This is a genomic window from Flintibacter sp. (assembly GCF_046973065.1).
Genome location: NZ_JBKVXZ010000012.1, coordinates 22,812 through 38,201 on the forward strand (window position 1 = coordinate 22,812; position 15,390 = coordinate 38,201).

The window sequence follows — 15,390 nt, forward strand, 5'->3', positions numbered from 1 at the left end:
TGTGTATCTCAGCCCAGTCCAAGCAGCACACCGATGGTGTGCACCAGCAGGGAGGCCACATAGGCCACGCCAAGCTGCCAGGCGATGGAGAAGAGGGTCCACTTGGTGCTCTGCATCTCCCGGGCCAGGGTGGACACCGCGGCCACACAGGGGACATAGAGCAGGATAAATACCAGCATGGAGAAGGCAGCCAGAGGGGTAAAGCCGGTCATAGCCGCGGCTACCTGGGCGCTGGTAGCGGTCAGGGCAAAGCCGTAGAACATAGACAGGGAGGAGACCACCATCTCTTTGGCGATAAGGCCGGTGAGCAGGGCCACTGCCGCCTGCCAGAAGCCAAAGCCCATGGGAGCAAAGATGGGGGCGATCCACCCGCCGATGATGCCCAGCATGGAGGCGGAGGCGTCATCCACCATGTGCAGGGAGAAGTCGAAGGACTGCAGCAGCCACAAAATCATGCTCATCAGCAGGATGAGGGTGCCCGCCTTGATGAGGAAGCCCTTCACCTTCTGCCACACATGGGTGGCGATGTTTTCCATGGAGGGCAGGCGGTAGGGGGGCAGCTCCAGTACGAAGGGAGCGGGTTCTCCGGCAAAGAGGGTGTGCTTGAAGAAGATGCCGGAAAGAATGCCTACCAACATGCCGATGACATACAGGCCAAAGACCACCAGACCTGCCCAGGGGCCGAAGAACGCTCCGGCGATCATGCCGTATACCGGCAGCTTGGCGGAACAGGACATGAAGGGGATGAGCAGGATGGTCATACGTCGGTCCTTCTCATTTTCCATGGTCCGCGCGCCCATAATGGCGGGCACTGAGCAGCCAAAGCCCATCAGCATGGGAATAAAGGCCTTGCCGCTCAGACCAAACCGCCGCAGCAGCCGGTCCATGATAAAGGCGGCCCGGGACATGTAGCCCGAGTCCTCCAGGAAGCTCAGGAAGAAGAACAGCAGGGCGATCTGGGGCAGGAAAGAGAGCACTCCGCCTACGCCGGCGATGATGCCGTCACACACCAGGCTGATGAGCACGGGGGAGACATTTCCGGCGGTCATGGTGTCCCGCAAAAAGCCGGAGAACAGATCAATGAGGGCGCTCACTCCGTCCTGAAGCCAGGAGCCGAAGGGGCCGAAGGTAATAACGAACATTACCAGCATAGCGCACAGGAAGAGGGGAAGGGCGGTGTATTTTCCAGTGACGATGCGGTCGATGCGCTGGCTGAGGGTGGGCTGGCCGCTGGCCTGGCCTCTGACCACAGAAGCTTTGACCACCCGTTCAATGTACTGGTAGCGGCTGTCTGCGATGAGAGTCTCCCGGTCGCCCAGATCGCTGGAGGCCTCATACTCGGCGATGATCTGGTCCAGCTTTTTCTGGGTATCCTGAGGCAGATTCAGGGCCTTAGAGACAATCTCGTCGCCCTCCAACAGTTTGATGGATGCCCAGTGGGCGGGGAGATTGGCGGCATAAGCCGCGTCGTGGATGAGCTCGCCCATCCGGTGGTGGATATCGTGGGTGAATTCATCATAGAGGTCGTCCGGCTCAAAGGTGTAGCCCAGGTGCATCTGCCGGTGGGCCACCTCCAGCAGCTCGTCCAGACCTTCGCCGGTGCGGGCGGTGATGGGTACCACCGGCACGCCCAGTTCCCGGGACAGGCGCTCGATGTCGATTTTATCGCCGTGGGCGTGGACCTCATCCATAAAGTTCAAAGCCAGCACCATGGGGCGCTCCAGCTCCAGCAGCTGTACGGTGAGGTAGAGGTTTCGCTCTAGGTTGGTGGCGTCTACAATGTCGATGATGGCGTCAGGGCCTTCGCCGATGATAAAGTCCCGGGCCACGATTTCCTCCATGGAGTAGGGGGACAGGGAGTAGATGCCGGGCAGGTCCACCACGGTCAGTTCCCGGTCGCCCAGATGGGCAATGCCCTCTTTTTTCTCCACGGTCACTCCGGGCCAGTTGCCAACGTACTGGTTGGAGCCGGTGAGGGCATTAAACAAGGTGGTCTTGCCGCAGTTGGGGTTGCCCGCCAGAGCCACCTTCATGGGGCGGTTGTCGTGGGCGTTGTGGTCGTAGTCCCGGCCGTGATGTTCCAGCTCGTGGACGTGATCCAGCAGCTGACGGCGGATGGCCTCCGGGTCCTGGCTGCGGTTTGAAGGCTTGGGGGGTGTCATGCGCCGGGGCGCGCCCATCTGAATCTGGGCCGCGTCGTCCTTGCGCAAAGACAGTTCATAACCACGCAAAGATACCTCCAGCGGGTCACCCAGGGGGGCGATCTTGGTCACCTTCACCATCGTACCGGGGGTCAGGCCCATATCCACCAGCCGCCGCTTCACAGCGCCCGACTGGTTGCCCACCGACAGGATCATACCGCTCTCGCCGGGGGAGAGCTCCTGAAGGGTGCGTGGGACGTTTTTCTTATCTTCCATATTCTCGGTCCTCTCTGCTTGCAACAAAAACATAATTGTTTCGACCATATATTTTACCCAAGGAAAGGGCACTTTTCAAGGGAAGCGGGGCATTTTCTGGCCAATCAGCGGAATAGAAAGAGAGAAAATTGTGCTCAGTTACCTACTGGAAACTAGAAGAGGAATGTGGTATAATCACTCCTAACCCGCAATTTTGCCCGCATGTCAGGATGGGCTGAGAGGAGGCGCAGACCGTGATCTTGATCTTATGTGTCGACGACCGGGGCGGACTGATGTTCAACCGCCGCCGCCAGAGCCAGGATCGTTTGGTGCGCCAGGATATGCTTCATCTGTGCGGAGCACGGCCCTTGGCTGTCAGCCCCTATACAGCCCGGCAGTTTGGGCCGGAGGACGGCGTGAAGGTGGTGGAGCAGCCGGGAGAGGAAGATATCTTCTTCCTGGAGGACCTGTCCCCCCAGCCCGTTCTGGAGCAGGCGGACAAGCTCATTTTGTACCACTGGAACCGGGCGTATCCCGGAGATGTCCGCATCGAGCTGCCTCCCAAGGGGTGGAAGCTGGCTGAGCGCACGGAATTTCCCGGCTATTCCCATGAGAAGATCACAAGAGAGGTCTATACCAGATGAAACGTCTGAATACAGCCCTGCTTTCCCTTCTTTTGCTGATGAGCGTGCTGCTCTCCGCCTGCGGAGCCCTGCCCCAAAGCGGCGGCAGCAGCGCCACGCTGGACAGCATCCCGGCCTATTCCGGCCAAGCCTATGTAGAGCTCAATGGCAACCAGCCCACCTTCACCGAAGATGAGTTGGTTACCGAAAGCTTTGAAACTTACAGTCCCCTGGACAGCCTGGGCCGCTGCGGCGTGGCCTACGCCAATGTGGGGCTGGACACCATGCCCACCGAGGAGCGGGGCAGCATTGGCCAGGTGAAGCCCTCCGGCTGGCAGACGGTGAAATACGACTGCGTGGATGGCAAGTATCTCTATAACCGCTGTCACCTCATCGGCTATCAGCTCACCGCCGAGAATGCCAATAAGGAGAACCTCATTACCGGTACCCGGTACTTAAATGTGGAGGGCATGCTTCCCTTTGAAAATCTGGTGGCTGACTACGTAAAGGAAACGGAAAACCACGTTCTCTACCGGGTTACCCCCATCTTTGAGGGGGACAATCTGGTGGCTAGCGGCGTGCAGATGGAGGCCATGTCTGTGGAGGACAAGGGCGAGGGTGTGTGCTTCAATGTCTACTGCTACAACGTCCAGCCCGGCGTGGCCATTGACTACGCCACCGGCGACAGCTGGCTGGAAGGGGATGCGCCCGCTAGCAGCGGAAGCGACAGCAGTACGGCGCCGGAGGAGACCTCCAGCGGCAGCACTTCCACGGCAGAGCAGGAACAGGAGTATGTTTTGAACATCAACTCCAAGAAGTTCCACCTGCCTGATTGCTCCGGAGTCACCAGCATGAGCCCGGAGAACCGCCAGGACTACACCGGCACCCGTCAGTCTCTCATTGACCAGGGATATTCCCCCTGCGGCACCTGCAAACCCTGACCCGCTTTCTTGAAAGAAAGCTTGGCAAAGAACTTCCGGCGAAACTCCGTTTCGCCCCTGGCCCGCCCTGAGTATGTTTAGAGCGGGGAGATTGGTGACACGCCGGAAACCTTCTAGGAAACAGAAAAAACGCGAAGTCTGAATCGTCAGACTTCGCGTTTTTTATCGTTCAAAGGTGCGGTAGAAAAGGGCGTTGCAGATGGCCGCTGCCACCGTGGAGCCGCCCTTGCGCCCCATAGCCACAATGGCAGGCACCTCCAGCTTTCGGCATAGATCCAGCATGGCCTCCTTGCTCGCCACCACGTTCACAAAGCCAACCGGGACCGCAATCACCAGGGAGGGACGGAGCTTGCCCGCCTCCATCAGCTCGCACATGCGCAGCAGCGCTGTGGGGGCGTTTCCCACGGCGAAGATGGCGTTGGGGTGCTCCTGAGCCCAGCGGTCTACCGCTGCCACCGCCCGGGTGGTACCGTGCTTCTTGGCAGCTTGAGCCACCTCTGGATCGGCCATATAGCAGAACCGTTCCACCCCAAACTGGGTGCAGGCCTTCTGGTTGATACCGGAGCGGGCCATGTTGGTGTCCGTGACGATGGGCGTACCGGAACGCAGGGCAGCTGCGCCTGCCGATGCTGCTCCGGGAGTGAATATCAGGTTTTTGACGTAGTCAAAGTCGGCGGTGGTGTGGATGGCACGCCGTACCACGTCGGCGCAGTCGGGGTCCAGGATGATGCCCATCTCGTCCAGCTCCTGCTGGATGATGCGCATGCTCTCCCCTTCGATGCCTCCGGGGGTATGAAAGGTCAAATTCAAACCAGGGCCTCCTTTCGCCCAGTGATGATCCAAACCGGGTTTTGTCCCATCATCAGATGAAGTTCACCCGCTGCGCGGCTTCGTGCCACGGTGACCTGGCTGATCTGGGGCTCCATCCCAAGCTGGGTCATGGCAGCGACTGCCGTGCCCAGAGTTTCCACCGCAATGGCGGTGATGCAGAACCGGGCGGCAGGATTTTTCCGCAGAGCCGCTTCCAAAATTGCGGGCAGCTCCCCGCCGCTGCCGCCAATAAAGACCGCATCCGGGGCGGGCAGCTGGGCCAGAACCTCCGGGGCGCGCCCCTGGGTCAGCTCCAGGTTGTAGACTCCGAACTTTTCCCGGTTGGCCCGGATGAGGGAACAGGCCTCGCCCACGCACTCTACCGCGCACACGGTGCTGTGGGGAGCCAGCAGAGCCAACTCCACCGATACCGAACCGGTGCCTGACCCCACATCCCAGTAGGTCTCGCCGTCCCGCACTGCCAGCTTGCCGATGGCAGCGGCCCGGACTTCCTGCTTGGTCATGGGGACGTCGCCCCGCAGGAAAACTTCGTCGGGTAAGCCCTGGGAGCCGGCCGGACGGCAGCTGGTGTACCCCTCCACAAGCAGAACGGTGAGGGGAGCGAAGGCGTGTCCCGCCAGGCGGGAGACAGAGTCAGAAATGATTTGCTCCTGGGGGTAGGAGAGAGACTGTCCTACTGTGGCGGTCAGGTGGCCCAGCCCAGCCTGGGTAAGGCGTTCACACAGGGAGCCGGCTCCCTCCGCACCGCTGGTAAGGAAAAACACAGGCTTGCCGTGGGCGGCAAGAATCTCCCCCACCGGGTCGCAGTTAAGGCCGTGGGCAGACACCACCGACCACTCCTGCCAGGACCGGCCCAGCCGGGCGGCAAAGTATTGCAGGCTGGAGATGCCCGGCAGTACCTGGAAGGGAATGTGATCTGCCTCCAAAAGAGGAACCAGCGTGCGGGCGCCGGAGTAAAATCCGGTGTCCCCGCTATACAGCACGCAGGGGTTCTGCCAGGACTGCTTCTTCAAAATTTCCACAATCTCCGCCGATTTGGTGGAAAACTTTCGGGGTACCGACTGGGGCAGGGGACATTCCTCCAACAGCCGCCGGGAGCCGATCAGCCCGTCCGCCTGCTTCAAGGCGGCGGCCGCACCCGCCGTCAATGTGGAGGGATTCCCAAGTCCAACGCCCACCAGCGTCACTTCCATCCAAGCTCGCTCCTTCCAATCAATCCTGGGTCAGCCAGGACAAAATTTCTTCCAATGTGCAGCCCGTTTCCGTGGGCCGGCCAATGACCACAAGCTCCGCACCGGCCTCCCGGGCGGCAGCGGCTTTCTCTTCAAAACCGCCGGCCCGGCCTCCGTCCTTGGTTACCAGATACCGGATGTGGTACTGTTCCAGCATGGCCCGGTTCAGATCTCGGGAAAACGGCCCGTGGAGGGCAATAATATTCCGGGTGGGGATACCGGCCTGCTGACAGGCTAAAATACTCTCCACCACCGGGAGCACCCGGGGATAAAGACGCTCTCGGTCCAGATCCTGGAACGCGCCAATCCCCTTGGCGCCAATGGCCAGCAGTACATTGCCGCTGCGTTCCCTCAGCCACCGGGCAGCTTCCTCTGGGCTTTCCACCCAGTGGCCTGTCTCGTGGGAACTCTCTGCCCGGAGAAGGCGCCGCAGGGGTACTTCCGCTGCCTGGCAGGCGGTCCGGATATTCCGGGACGCCTCCACCGCGTAGGGGTGGGTGGCGTCCACACAGCGGTCAAAACTTTTTAGAAGTTCTGCCATTTCCTGTGCTGTCTTCCGGCCCACCAGAGGGGTGATGCCGGGCAGACCGGACAGCTCCTGTGCCCCCAGAGGGGTGGCCACGCTCACCGTGGCAGGCAGTCCTCGCTGGGAGAGGGCCTGGGCCAGCAACCGTCCTTCGGTGGTGCCGCCGAAAATTAGAATCTTCATTTCTTCCCCTCGTAGCCTCGGGGAGTCACCAAGTTTTCCCCAATCTGACGGGTGGAGGTGGAACCAATAAACACGGTGGTGAACATATCCACCTCAGCATCCCGAAGCTGGGCCAGGGTGAGCAGCCGCTTTTCCTGGCCGTCCCGGCCAATGTTCCGCACCCAGCCGCAGGGGGTGTCGGGGGTGCGGTGCTTCAGGAGAATGTCGCAGGCCCTGCGCAGGTGGTCCCGCCGCTTTTTGCTCATGGGGTTATAGAGGCACACGGAAAAGTCTCCCGCCCCGGCGCAGTCCAGCCGTCTTTCAATGACATCCCAGGGAGTGAGCAGGTCAGAAAGAGAGATCACCGCGAAGTCGTGCATCAGGGGAGCGCCCAGCACCGCCGCGCCGGACAGAGCTGCCGTCACCCAGGAATCACCTCGATCTCCACCTCTGGGTACTGGACCGACAACTCCAGTACCGGACCCGCCATGCCGTACACCCCTGCGTCGCCGCTGCAGATCATAGCGGTGGTTTTCCCCTCGCTGGCCTTCTCCAGGGCCAGGCGGCAGCGCTCCAGCTCCTGGGTCATGGGGGTGGTGACCAGTTCTTTCCCGGCGGTAAAGTCCGCCGCAAGATCCATATAGGTGGTGTAGCCGCACAGCACCTCACAGTCCTCCAGCGCCTTTCTGGCCTGGGGGGTGAGGTAGTCCGTTCCGCCGGGACCAAGCCCAACCACATACAACCGTTTCATAGGTGCTCCTTCCAAGTCAAATGAAGTTCTTCCATTGCCAGGGCCACTGTGACCCCGTCTCGGGTCGTTTTCTTCCGCAGCAGGGTCCCGCCGGAGGCCAATGCCGCCCGCTCACACACGTTGTCCACTCCGGTAATCTGCTCCACAAAGGGGGAGGGGGTGAAGTCTCCGGGGACTTGCGCCAGCTCCTGGGCGGAGTAGGTGAGCAGAGGCACGTTCAGCTCTTGGGTCAGCTCCTGGAGTCCTGGCTCGTCCTTCTTCAAGTCGATGGTACATAAGGCACAGACTGCTTTTTCAGGAATACCCTCCTGGGTAAGCACTTCTTCCAGCAGAGTGCGGAGAGCCGCCGCCGGAGTTCCTCTCCGGCACCCCATGCCTACCCGCACGCCCTTGGGGCACAGCCACAGGGCGTCCTCCTCCGGGCGGTGCAGGTCCAGCACCACCTGAACGTCCTCCCGGGAGACCGGACACAGTCCATGGGGCAGCTCCCCGGCAATGGGCCAGGCGGAGAAGAATCCTACCGTCTCTCCAGCCAGCAGCCGGGAGGAGACGGACAAAATTCGCTCCGGATTGCACACCATCAGCCCCTGCCGCCGGGCCCACTGGTCCACGGCGAACACTCCGTTTACATCGGTGGCCGTGGTAATGACCGGGACAGCACCGATCAAAGTAGCAATCTCCCGGGCCAGATCGTTGGCTCCGCCCAGATGGCCGGAGAGGATGGGGATGACAAACTGTCCTCCCTCGTCCACCACGATCACCGCCGGGTCGGTGCTCTTGTGGCGCAGATGAGGGGCAATAGAACGAACCGCGATGCCCGTTGCCCCCACAAAAATGAGCCCCTCGGAGCGGGAGAAAGCCCGCTCTGCCCACGCCTCCGCCTTCAACCCATCCCGGGTATAGGCGGCCTGGTGTCCGTGGTCGGACAGAGTTTTGGCCAACTGCTCTGCCAGGGCATTGCCCCGCTGGGTAAAGGCGATCAGTTCCAGCTTCATAGCGCCGCTCCATCCAGGGAGCCGTCTCCCTGCCGGAATTCGGTGGTAAAGCCGGGGTGGTAGAGAAGGCTGCGCTGGTAGCTGTGGGACAAAAAGTCCCCCACCAGCACAAGGGCAGTTTTGGAGATCTGGTGCTCCCGTCCCGCCTGGGCCAGCGTGCCTACCGTGCACAGCACTACCTTCTCCTCCGGCCAGGTTGCCTTGTACACCAGAGCGGCGGGGGTGTCCGGGGTATAGGCCCCTTTGAGTAGCTCCGCAGACAGCCCCTCCAGCATGCCGGCGGAGAGGAAAATCACCATGGTAGCCCCATGGGTAGCCAAGGCGGCAATGGACTCCCGCTCGGGCACCGGAGTGCGTCCCGCCATGCGGGTGATGATGACGCTCTGGCTCACCCCGGGCAGGGTGTACTCGGTCCCTACCGCAGCAGCAGCCCCGCAGAAGGAGGACACACCGGGGGTCACATCCCAGGAGATGCCCAGCTCGTCCAGCTGGTCCATCTGTTCCTGGATGGCGCCGTACAGACAGGGGTCGCCGGTGTGGAGCCGGACCGTGGTCTTGCCGCTTTGCTCCATGTCTTTGATGACGGCCAGTACCTGCTCCAGGGTCATCTGGGCGCTGTTATAAATGGAGGCGCCCTCCCGGGTCATAGCCAGCAGAGCGGGATTCACCAGGCTGCCCGCGTAGATGACGCAGTCGGCCTCGCCCAGCAGCTGAGCCCCCCTCAGGGTGATAAGATCGGGCCCGCCGGGGCCGGCACCCACAAAATGGACCATGGATTTCCCTCCTTACGGTATAATGATCGTAGTAAAATACCCGCTGGATTGGGGTTTCTCCTCCAGAGAGGGGCAGATCCGCTCTCCGGGCAGGCCGCAGTTTTCCACCATGGCAGCCTGCTCCAGCAGGCCCCGCTTCTCCAGCTCGTCAAGAACCTGGGGGAAATTGCGCCCTGACTTCATCAGTACCTTGGCTCCGGGCAGGTCCAACGTCTCACCGGGACCTTCGCCGCCTCCGGGCAGGATGTGCAGGGGGCTGTTCATGGTGGTCAAGCTCCGGCCAAGCCGGGCGGCCACCGCGCAGAAGGCGGGTACCCCCGGTACCATGACACAGGGGAATTCATCCTTTAATAGATCCATCAAATAGCAGTAGGTAGAGTACACCGACACATCCCCCAGCACCGCCATGGCCACGTCCTGACCCTGCTCCAGATAAGAGCGTACCGCCTGGGCGGCCTCCACATGGGCCTGGTGCTGCTTGGCCTTGTCCCGGGACATGGTGAAGTGGAGGGGCAGGAGAGTCTTGCCCTCCAGATTAGCGGCCTGCTTGGCGATATTCAGAGCTGTCATCTCTCCGGAGGCCGTCTGAGGTGCGGCCAGCACGGGGCAGGCTTCTAATGTGCGAATGGCCTTTACCGTGAGTAGCTCCGGGTCGCCGGGGCCAACTCCCACGCCGTAAAAGGTTCCTAATTTCTGTTGTTCCATCTATCTGTTAACTCCTTCCCCTTGGGGGTCAGGCCGAGAAGGCCATATTGATTGCTGAACAGGACGGCACCCACCGTCCCTTCCGGGCCGAAGCGCCGGTCCAAGTGTCCCTGGATGGCCTCCAGCAGGGAGGACAAAACTGCTTCCCGCAGCCCTGCCTGGTCTAGAACCTCCAGACAGCCGTCGGTGGTGGGGCAGTCCATAAGAGCTCGGGCGGTATTTCGGTCCGCGCCCGCCAGAGCGGCGTGGGCACAGAATAACTCCCGGCGGCCGTCCGCCCAGCGGGAGTGAGTGTTCATGATGCCTCCGGCCAGCTTGACCAGCTTGCCGATGTGCCCCACCAGCACAACTTCCCGAAAGCCCTCCAGACGGGCCTGGTCCAGAGCCTCACCAATAAAGTTGGAGCACCGGACCACCGGGGCGACCTCGGGAATCAGGTCATGCTGGGCTAAAAAGTCCAGCCCGTAGTTTCCGGGCACCAGCACCAGGCGGCCGTCGCTATGAAGCGCCGCCTGCCGCAGCTCCAGAGCCATGGTGTCCACCAGGGCTTGGACGCTCATGGGCTCCACAATGCCGGAGGTGCCCAAAATGGAGATGCCGCCTTCGATGCCCAGATGGGGGTTAAAGGTGCGCTGAGCGGCCTCTTCCCCACCGGGAACCGAGATAGTCACCAAAAATCCATCGGTGCAGCCCAGTGCCTTCCGCTCCCGATCCACCGCCTGAGTGATCATCTGTCGGGGCACCCGGTTGATGGCCCACTCGCCCACCGGCTGGTCAAGACCTGGGCGAGTCACCCGGCCTACACCTTCTCCCCCGCGGATGGTAATGGTATCGCCATCCTGACGCACTACCCGGGCCACAATAGGCAGACCATGGGTGGCGTCGATATCGTCCCCGCCGTCCTTGATGACGGCACACTGCGCCCAGCCCTCTCCCAGCTGAGGCTTGGTGAGAGACACCTCCACCCGCCAGCCCTTGGGGGTGTCAATGGCCACTAGATCGGGCGGACGGCTGGTGAGCAGCAGCCGTACCGCTCCGGCAGCGGCCAGTGCGGCGCAGGTGCCGGTGGTGTAGCCGCAGCGCAGGCGCTTGCCTCCGGCGGTGACGTAGTGCTCAAAGGCCATGGTTCTCCTCCACAAGTGTCTTGAGACGGTGGACGTACATCTCCTGCACCTGGGGCAGGCGGCCTAGCCCCTCAAAGATGGGGGTCACTTCATAGCCGCTGGCCTCCAGGCGGTTTTTCCAACTTTTCGGTTCGGGGCCGGCCATGTCCTCCACAGCGTGGGTGCCCGCCACCAGCATCAGGGGAGCCAGCAGTACCCGGCGGCAGTTTTGACGGCTCAGCTGCTCCAGCACGTCCTCCGCCTGGGGCCAGCCCTCCACCGTTCCGATGAGGATGTCCTCCCGGCCCAGCCAGTCCAGCACGCCCTGGAGGGCGGGATAGACCAGGTTGCCCGGGTGCTCAGTCCCGTGACCCAGCAGCACCACGGCCTGTCCTTCCTGACGAGGGAAACGGTCACACAGAATTTGCGCCAGAGCCCGCACGCCCCAGGTGTCTCCCAGCAGAGGGGGCGCCATGCGAAGCTGCTGAAATTGGGGACGAATCTTCTCTACCGCCTCCAGCAGGTCGTCATACTCATAGCCGGGGAGCACATGGGTGGGCAGTACATAGACCTGCTCCACGCCGTCCTGGGCCAGCTGTTCCAGAGCGGGCACAAAGCCAGGGATGTCGATCCCGCGCCGGGCCAGAATCCGGCGGATGGTGGGGCTGGTGTAGGCCTGATAGGCGGGCAGGTGGGGGAGAGCCTGGGCAACGGTGCGCTCCACGGCACAGATGTCAGCCTGACGGGCCTGCTCCACCGCGGTGCCGAAGCTCACCGTCAGCAGCGCTTCCTTCATGGTAAAATCCTCCTTGGAATAAGCCAGCGCGCCCCTCCTCCTGAGGGGAGAAGGGGCGCAAAAGACAACACAAAAGACGGGCCGCACAGCGGTCCGTGGTCTTCCGCCTCTCCGTTTGGTCCGTCCGGAGCGGCAGGCCCTGCCTTCAGCCTCAGGCAGTGTGGGTCAGTGGGCAGGTCTTCCGGCTTGGGTTCCCCGGCCCGCTCCCCCTTCCCGCAAGCATTGCAGTGGCGCTGGAGCGGCCCTCCCCCTTACGGCGGCGGTCCCGCGCGGGCGTTGCACCCGCTTCCCTATTCTCCCGGCCTTTTCTTCCGGGCACCCGCTGGCGATTTTTTTCTTATTGTACCCAACCTTGGCCCCTCTGTCAACGAAAAGGCCCGGCGCAGAGTGCGCCGGGCCAAAGAACCGGATTACTTGGGCTGGGTCTCCCGCTGGAACTTCTCCAGATAGGCGTCCTGAAGGAGCTTGAGACGCTGGGGGTCCTTGCCGCCTACGGGGATGCCGTCAATGGACTCCGCCTTCATGCACAGGGCGCTGGAGCTGGTGACGATGACCTCGTCGGCGTTCATCAGCTCCACCATGGAGAAGGGCTTCTCCAAAACGGAGATGCCGTGCTCCTTGGCCAGAGCCAGCAGGTGCTTGCGGGTGATACCGGGGAGGATGAGCTCGTCGGTGGGAGCGGTCTGGAGCACCCCATCCTTCAGAATGGAGATGTTGCTGTGGGCGCACTCAGTGACCCGGCTGCCCCGGTGGAGGACGGCCTCGTCACAGCCCTGCTCCACGGCGCGCTGGTTGGCCAGCACGCTGGGAATGAGGTTCAGAGTCTTGATATTGCACAGCTTAAAGCGGATGTCCTCCATGGAGATGAGCTTATAGGGCTTGTCCATGGACTTCATGGTGTGGGGCTTCACATAGATGAGCAGAGTGGGCTCCGTATTGGCGGGGAAGGGGTGGTTGCGCATGGCAACACCACGGGAGATCTGCCAGTACAGGAAGTGGATGGGGGAATCCTCCGCGGCGTCGATGACCTTCTGCAGCTCGGCCTTGACCTGGTCGCGCTCCATGGTGAAGGGGATCTCCAGCAGGCGCAGGCTGTTGTACATCCGATCCAGGTGATCGTCCAGGGCGAAGGGAACACGGTTTGCCACGCAGGTGGCCTCGTAGATACCGTCGCCGAAGTAGAGGGCGCGGTCCCCCATGGGGACGGTCATCTCCTCCAGAGGACCCATGGTTCCATTATAATATCCTACATTTTTCCACATGGTTTCTCGATCCTTTCCAATGTGTCCTGATATGTACCCGGAGCAGAGTGTTCCAGGGGCTATCGCAGGCCAGTTCCTTCTGCCCATAGCATAGCAGACCTGGCGGGCAAAGTAAAGCGTTATTCCCGGTGGTCCTCGGGGACGGCACCGGCTTTGTAGGCGCTGAGCAGATCACGCAGGGCGTCGGCCTGAGCTTGGAGTTTGGCGCCGATGTCAGTCTGGGCGATCTTGATGCGGGTGTCCATGCGCTCAAAGACCCGGGAGCTGTTGGCGATGTCCATGTTTTTCTCAATGGCGGTTTTCCGGCCGCAGAAGGGCTCATGGGAGACGATGCGCAGCACCCAGGAGTTGTAGATGAGGGTGTAGCCGGCGATGCCGGTGGTGGGCTGGTAGGCTTTGCAGAAGCCGCCGTCGATGACGATGAGCTTGCCGCCGCCCTTGATGGGACTCTCGCCCTTCTTGGACTTGACGGGAATGTGGCCGTTGATGATGTGGCAGTGGGGGCCTTCCAGGCCAAATTCCTTGAGGAGCATATCGCACACGGCGGGGTCCTGGTAATAGGTGTAGTAGGGGTTCTTGGGCTCGGTCCAGGCGCTCTCGTCCTTGATGAGCCGGCGCTCGAAGGTGGTCATCCGGTCCCGGCCGAAGATGGGGCTGTTGCGTCCGGCCCAGAGGAACCAGAGGAAGTCCATGCCCAGCTGCCGCTCCGGGGTGCCCAGCTTGTGGTAGTAAGCCTGGCGGGCAGCGGTATCGGCGTAGTCCAGGAACTCCTGACCCTTCCGCTCTTTGCCGCCGATCTGGAAGGAGAGCAGCTCTCCGTCTGCCGTCATGGGGATACAGCCGTGGAAGAGCAGGTTGCCGTTGAATACCTTGTAGAGGCTGCCCTTGGAGTAGAGAAAGCGGATGTGCTTTTGCAGCTTCTCACTGCGCAGGAAGGAGGCGGTGAGCTGGTTGATGACCGTGTCCTCTTCGGGGGTGAGGGTGTAGGGGTCCTTGGGGTCTACGGTGGGGAAGTCCACATCCTCCAGGGGATAGGTGGTGTCTCCAATGGTGATGCACTTGTTGGCGTAGTCGATCTTGTCCAGCAGCAGCCGGTCGCTCATGCCATACTCGGGATGGCGCAGAAGCTTCTGGCCCTCCAGCTTGAAGAGGATGATGGTGATCGCCTTGTGCATCCGGGCGGAGAGGAGCTTGTCCTTCTCGCTGTACTGGTCGGCGTCGGGGCCGGTGAGCTTGACGGCAAAGCGGTGGATGTCGCAGTCCTTATATACCTCGTTGGCAAAGACGGACAGGGGGCGCAGGGAGATGCCGTAGCCCGTCTCGATCACTTCCAGGTTGTTGTAGTGGATGGAGTTGGCCAGCACGGTGGCCACCAGGGTGCGGGAGCCGGAGGCGGCGCCCATCCAGAGAATGTCGTGGTTGCCCCACTGGATGTCCACGCTGTGGTAGTCCAGCAGAGAGTCCATGATAATGTCCGCCCGGGGACCGCGGTCGAAGATATCGCCTACAATGTGCATATGGTCCACGGCCATGCGCTTGATGACGGCGGAGACCGCCTCGATAAAGCCGTCGGCCTGCTCCAGGTCGATGATGGTGGAGATGATGTTTTCAAAGTAGTCCCGCTTGTCGGCCTCGGCGTAGTTGGTGTGGATGAGTTCGTCAATGATGTAGGCGTAATCCTTGGGCAGGGCTTTGCGCACCTTGGAGCGAGTATACTTGGAGGTGACAAAGCGGCACACCTCGATGAGGCGGTGTAGGGTAATGCGGTACCACTCATCCATGTCCTTCATCTGGCGGTGGAGCTGTTCCAGCTTCTCCTCCGGATAGTAGATGAGGGTGGCCAGCTCGTCCCGCTCTCCCTTGGAGATGGTGGAGGCAAACAGGTCGTCTACCTTCTCCCGGATGACGCCGGAACAGGAGTTGAGAATATGTAAAAAGGCCTCGTGCTCTCCGTGGACGTCGGAGATGAAGTGCTCGGTGCCTTTCGGCAGGTTCAAAATGGCCTGAAGGTTAATAATCTCGCTGCTGGCGGCCTGTACGGTGGGGTACTGCTGAGCCAACAATTTCAGATAACGTAGTTCTTCCTGAGAAAATGACTTTTTCCGCTTCATTTCAAAACCTCCTTCAAGTGCGAGAATTAGACGCGAACACATTATTTCACATTTAGCCGCTGCTTGCAAGTACGTTGATGCTCTTTAACAAAAAATTAAATAGAATAAAGAGGTGTTAAGAGAAAAGATATGCACTATCTTTTCACTTTGGGAATTTTGTGCTATAATGAACCATCTTAAAAA

At 61.2% G+C, this 15,390-nt stretch carries 13 protein-coding genes, 1 pseudogene and 1 riboswitch; of the genes and pseudogenes, 2 read left to right on the forward strand and 12 right to left on the reverse strand.

Annotated elements, in window-relative coordinates; all coding sequences use genetic code 11:
* Positions 1-8: 8 nt before the first annotated feature.
* The gene (gene feoB, locus ACLTXB_RS06495; RefSeq protein ID WP_428226453.1) at positions 9-2,417 is read right to left on the reverse strand and encodes a ferrous iron transport protein B; all 2,409 of its coding nucleotides are present in this window, start codon (positions 2,415-2,417) and stop codon (positions 9-11) included.
* Positions 2,418-2,650: 233 nt separating this feature from the next.
* Between feoB and ACLTXB_RS06500 the strand changes: the two genes are divergently transcribed.
* Both ACLTXB_RS06500 and ACLTXB_RS06505 read left to right on the forward strand, forming a co-directional pair.
* Positions 2,651-3,040 (forward strand): ribonuclease Z, encoded by a 390-nt coding sequence (locus ACLTXB_RS06500; protein WP_428226454.1) that lies wholly within the window; start codon positions 2,651-2,653, stop codon positions 3,038-3,040.
* Positions 3,037-3,960 carry a DNA/RNA non-specific endonuclease gene (locus ACLTXB_RS06505; protein WP_428226455.1) on the forward strand — a complete coding sequence of 308 codons (924 nt, stop codon included), beginning with the start codon at positions 3,037-3,039 and terminating at the stop codon, positions 3,958-3,960. Before ACLTXB_RS06500 ends, ACLTXB_RS06505 begins: the two co-directional genes overlap by 4 nt.
* 162 nt (positions 3,961-4,122) lie before the next feature.
* On the opposite strand, the gene ACLTXB_RS06510 is transcribed toward ACLTXB_RS06505, so the two are convergent.
* The 11 genes and pseudogenes from ACLTXB_RS06510 to ACLTXB_RS06560 all read right to left on the reverse strand — a co-directional run bounded on the left by ACLTXB_RS06510 (position 4,123) and on the right by ACLTXB_RS06560 (position 15,207).
* Complete coding sequence (locus ACLTXB_RS06510) at positions 4,123-4,770, reverse strand: precorrin-8X methylmutase (RefSeq protein ID WP_428226456.1); 648 nt, start codon at positions 4,768-4,770, stop codon at positions 4,123-4,125.
* On the reverse strand, positions 4,767-5,984 hold the full coding sequence (gene cbiE, locus ACLTXB_RS06515) for a precorrin-6y C5,15-methyltransferase (decarboxylating) subunit CbiE (RefSeq protein ID WP_428226457.1): 1,218 nt from the start codon (positions 5,982-5,984) through the stop codon (positions 4,767-4,769). The genes ACLTXB_RS06510 and cbiE overlap by 4 nt, the downstream gene beginning before the upstream one ends.
* A gap of 19 nt (positions 5,985-6,003) precedes the next feature.
* Positions 6,004-6,732: a precorrin-6A reductase gene (gene cobK / locus ACLTXB_RS06520; RefSeq protein WP_110441365.1), complete on the reverse strand. Its 729-nt coding sequence runs from the start codon at positions 6,730-6,732 to the stop codon at positions 6,004-6,006.
* A pseudogene (gene cobJ / locus ACLTXB_RS06525) lies at positions 6,729-7,462 on the reverse strand (precorrin-3B C(17)-methyltransferase). The gene cobK and the pseudogene cobJ overlap by 4 nt, the downstream one beginning before the upstream one ends.
* A complete protein-coding gene (locus tag ACLTXB_RS06530) occupies positions 7,459-8,457 on the reverse strand; it encodes a cobalt-precorrin 5A hydrolase (RefSeq protein WP_428226458.1) in 999 nt (332 codons plus the stop codon). The pseudogene cobJ and the gene ACLTXB_RS06530 overlap by 4 nt, the downstream one beginning before the upstream one ends.
* Positions 8,454-9,230 carry a precorrin-4 C(11)-methyltransferase gene (gene cobM, locus ACLTXB_RS06535; RefSeq protein WP_428226459.1) on the reverse strand — a complete coding sequence of 259 codons (777 nt, stop codon included), beginning with the start codon at positions 9,228-9,230 and terminating at the stop codon, positions 8,454-8,456. The genes ACLTXB_RS06530 and cobM overlap by 4 nt, the downstream gene beginning before the upstream one ends.
* A gap of 12 nt (positions 9,231-9,242) precedes the next feature.
* Complete coding sequence (gene cobI / locus ACLTXB_RS06540; protein ID WP_110441361.1) at positions 9,243-9,935, reverse strand: precorrin-2 C(20)-methyltransferase; 693 nt, start codon at positions 9,933-9,935, stop codon at positions 9,243-9,245.
* Positions 9,917-11,059: a cobalt-precorrin-5B (C(1))-methyltransferase CbiD gene (gene cbiD, locus ACLTXB_RS06545; protein ID WP_428226460.1), complete on the reverse strand. Its 1,143-nt coding sequence runs from the start codon at positions 11,057-11,059 to the stop codon at positions 9,917-9,919. Before cbiD ends, cobI begins: the two co-directional genes overlap by 19 nt.
* Complete coding sequence (locus ACLTXB_RS06550; protein ID WP_428226461.1) at positions 11,049-11,834, reverse strand: sirohydrochlorin cobaltochelatase; 786 nt, start codon at positions 11,832-11,834, stop codon at positions 11,049-11,051. The genes cbiD and ACLTXB_RS06550 overlap by 11 nt, the downstream gene beginning before the upstream one ends.
* A gap of 154 nt (positions 11,835-11,988) precedes the next feature.
* Positions 11,989-12,172: riboswitch (cobalamin riboswitch) on the reverse strand.
* Positions 12,173-12,244: 72 nt separating this feature from the next.
* Positions 12,245-13,096, reverse strand: a complete 852-nt coding sequence (locus ACLTXB_RS06555) for an aminotransferase class IV (protein ID WP_428226462.1) — start codon at positions 13,094-13,096, stop codon at positions 12,245-12,247.
* Between the two features lie 119 nt (positions 13,097-13,215).
* Positions 13,216-15,207: a fructose-1,6-bisphosphatase gene (locus tag ACLTXB_RS06560; protein ID WP_428226463.1), complete on the reverse strand. Its 1,992-nt coding sequence runs from the start codon at positions 15,205-15,207 to the stop codon at positions 13,216-13,218.
* Positions 15,208-15,390: the final 183 nt, after the last annotated feature.

Coding starts and splice junctions, on each gene's coding strand:
- feoB (WP_428226453.1), bottom strand. CDS start 2,417: ATGGAAGATAAGAAAAACGTCCCACGCACCCTTCAGGAGCTCTCCCCC.
- ACLTXB_RS06505 (WP_428226455.1), top strand. CDS start 3,037: ATGAAACGTCTGAATACAGCCCTGCTTTCCCTTCTTTTGCTGATGAGC.
- cbiE (WP_428226457.1), bottom strand. CDS start 5,984: ATGGAAGTGACGCTGGTGGGCGTTGGACTTGGGAATCCCTCCACATTG.
- cobK (WP_110441365.1), bottom strand. CDS start 6,732: ATGAAGATTCTAATTTTCGGCGGCACCACCGAAGGACGGTTGCTGGCC.
- ACLTXB_RS06530 (WP_428226458.1), bottom strand. CDS start 8,457: ATGAAGCTGGAACTGATCGCCTTTACCCAGCGGGGCAATGCCCTGGCA.
- cobM (WP_428226459.1), bottom strand. CDS start 9,230: ATGGTCCATTTTGTGGGTGCCGGCCCCGGCGGGCCCGATCTTATCACC.
- cobI (WP_110441361.1), bottom strand. CDS start 9,935: ATGGAACAACAGAAATTAGGAACCTTTTACGGCGTGGGAGTTGGCCCC.
- cbiD (WP_428226460.1), bottom strand. CDS start 11,059: ATGGCCTTTGAGCACTACGTCACCGCCGGAGGCAAGCGCCTGCGCTGC.
- ACLTXB_RS06550 (WP_428226461.1), bottom strand. CDS start 11,834: ATGAAGGAAGCGCTGCTGACGGTGAGCTTCGGCACCGCGGTGGAGCAG.
- ACLTXB_RS06555 (WP_428226462.1), bottom strand. CDS start 13,096: ATGTGGAAAAATGTAGGATATTATAATGGAACCATGGGTCCTCTGGAG.
- ACLTXB_RS06560 (WP_428226463.1), bottom strand. CDS start 15,207: ATGAAGCGGAAAAAGTCATTTTCTCAGGAAGAACTACGTTATCTGAAA.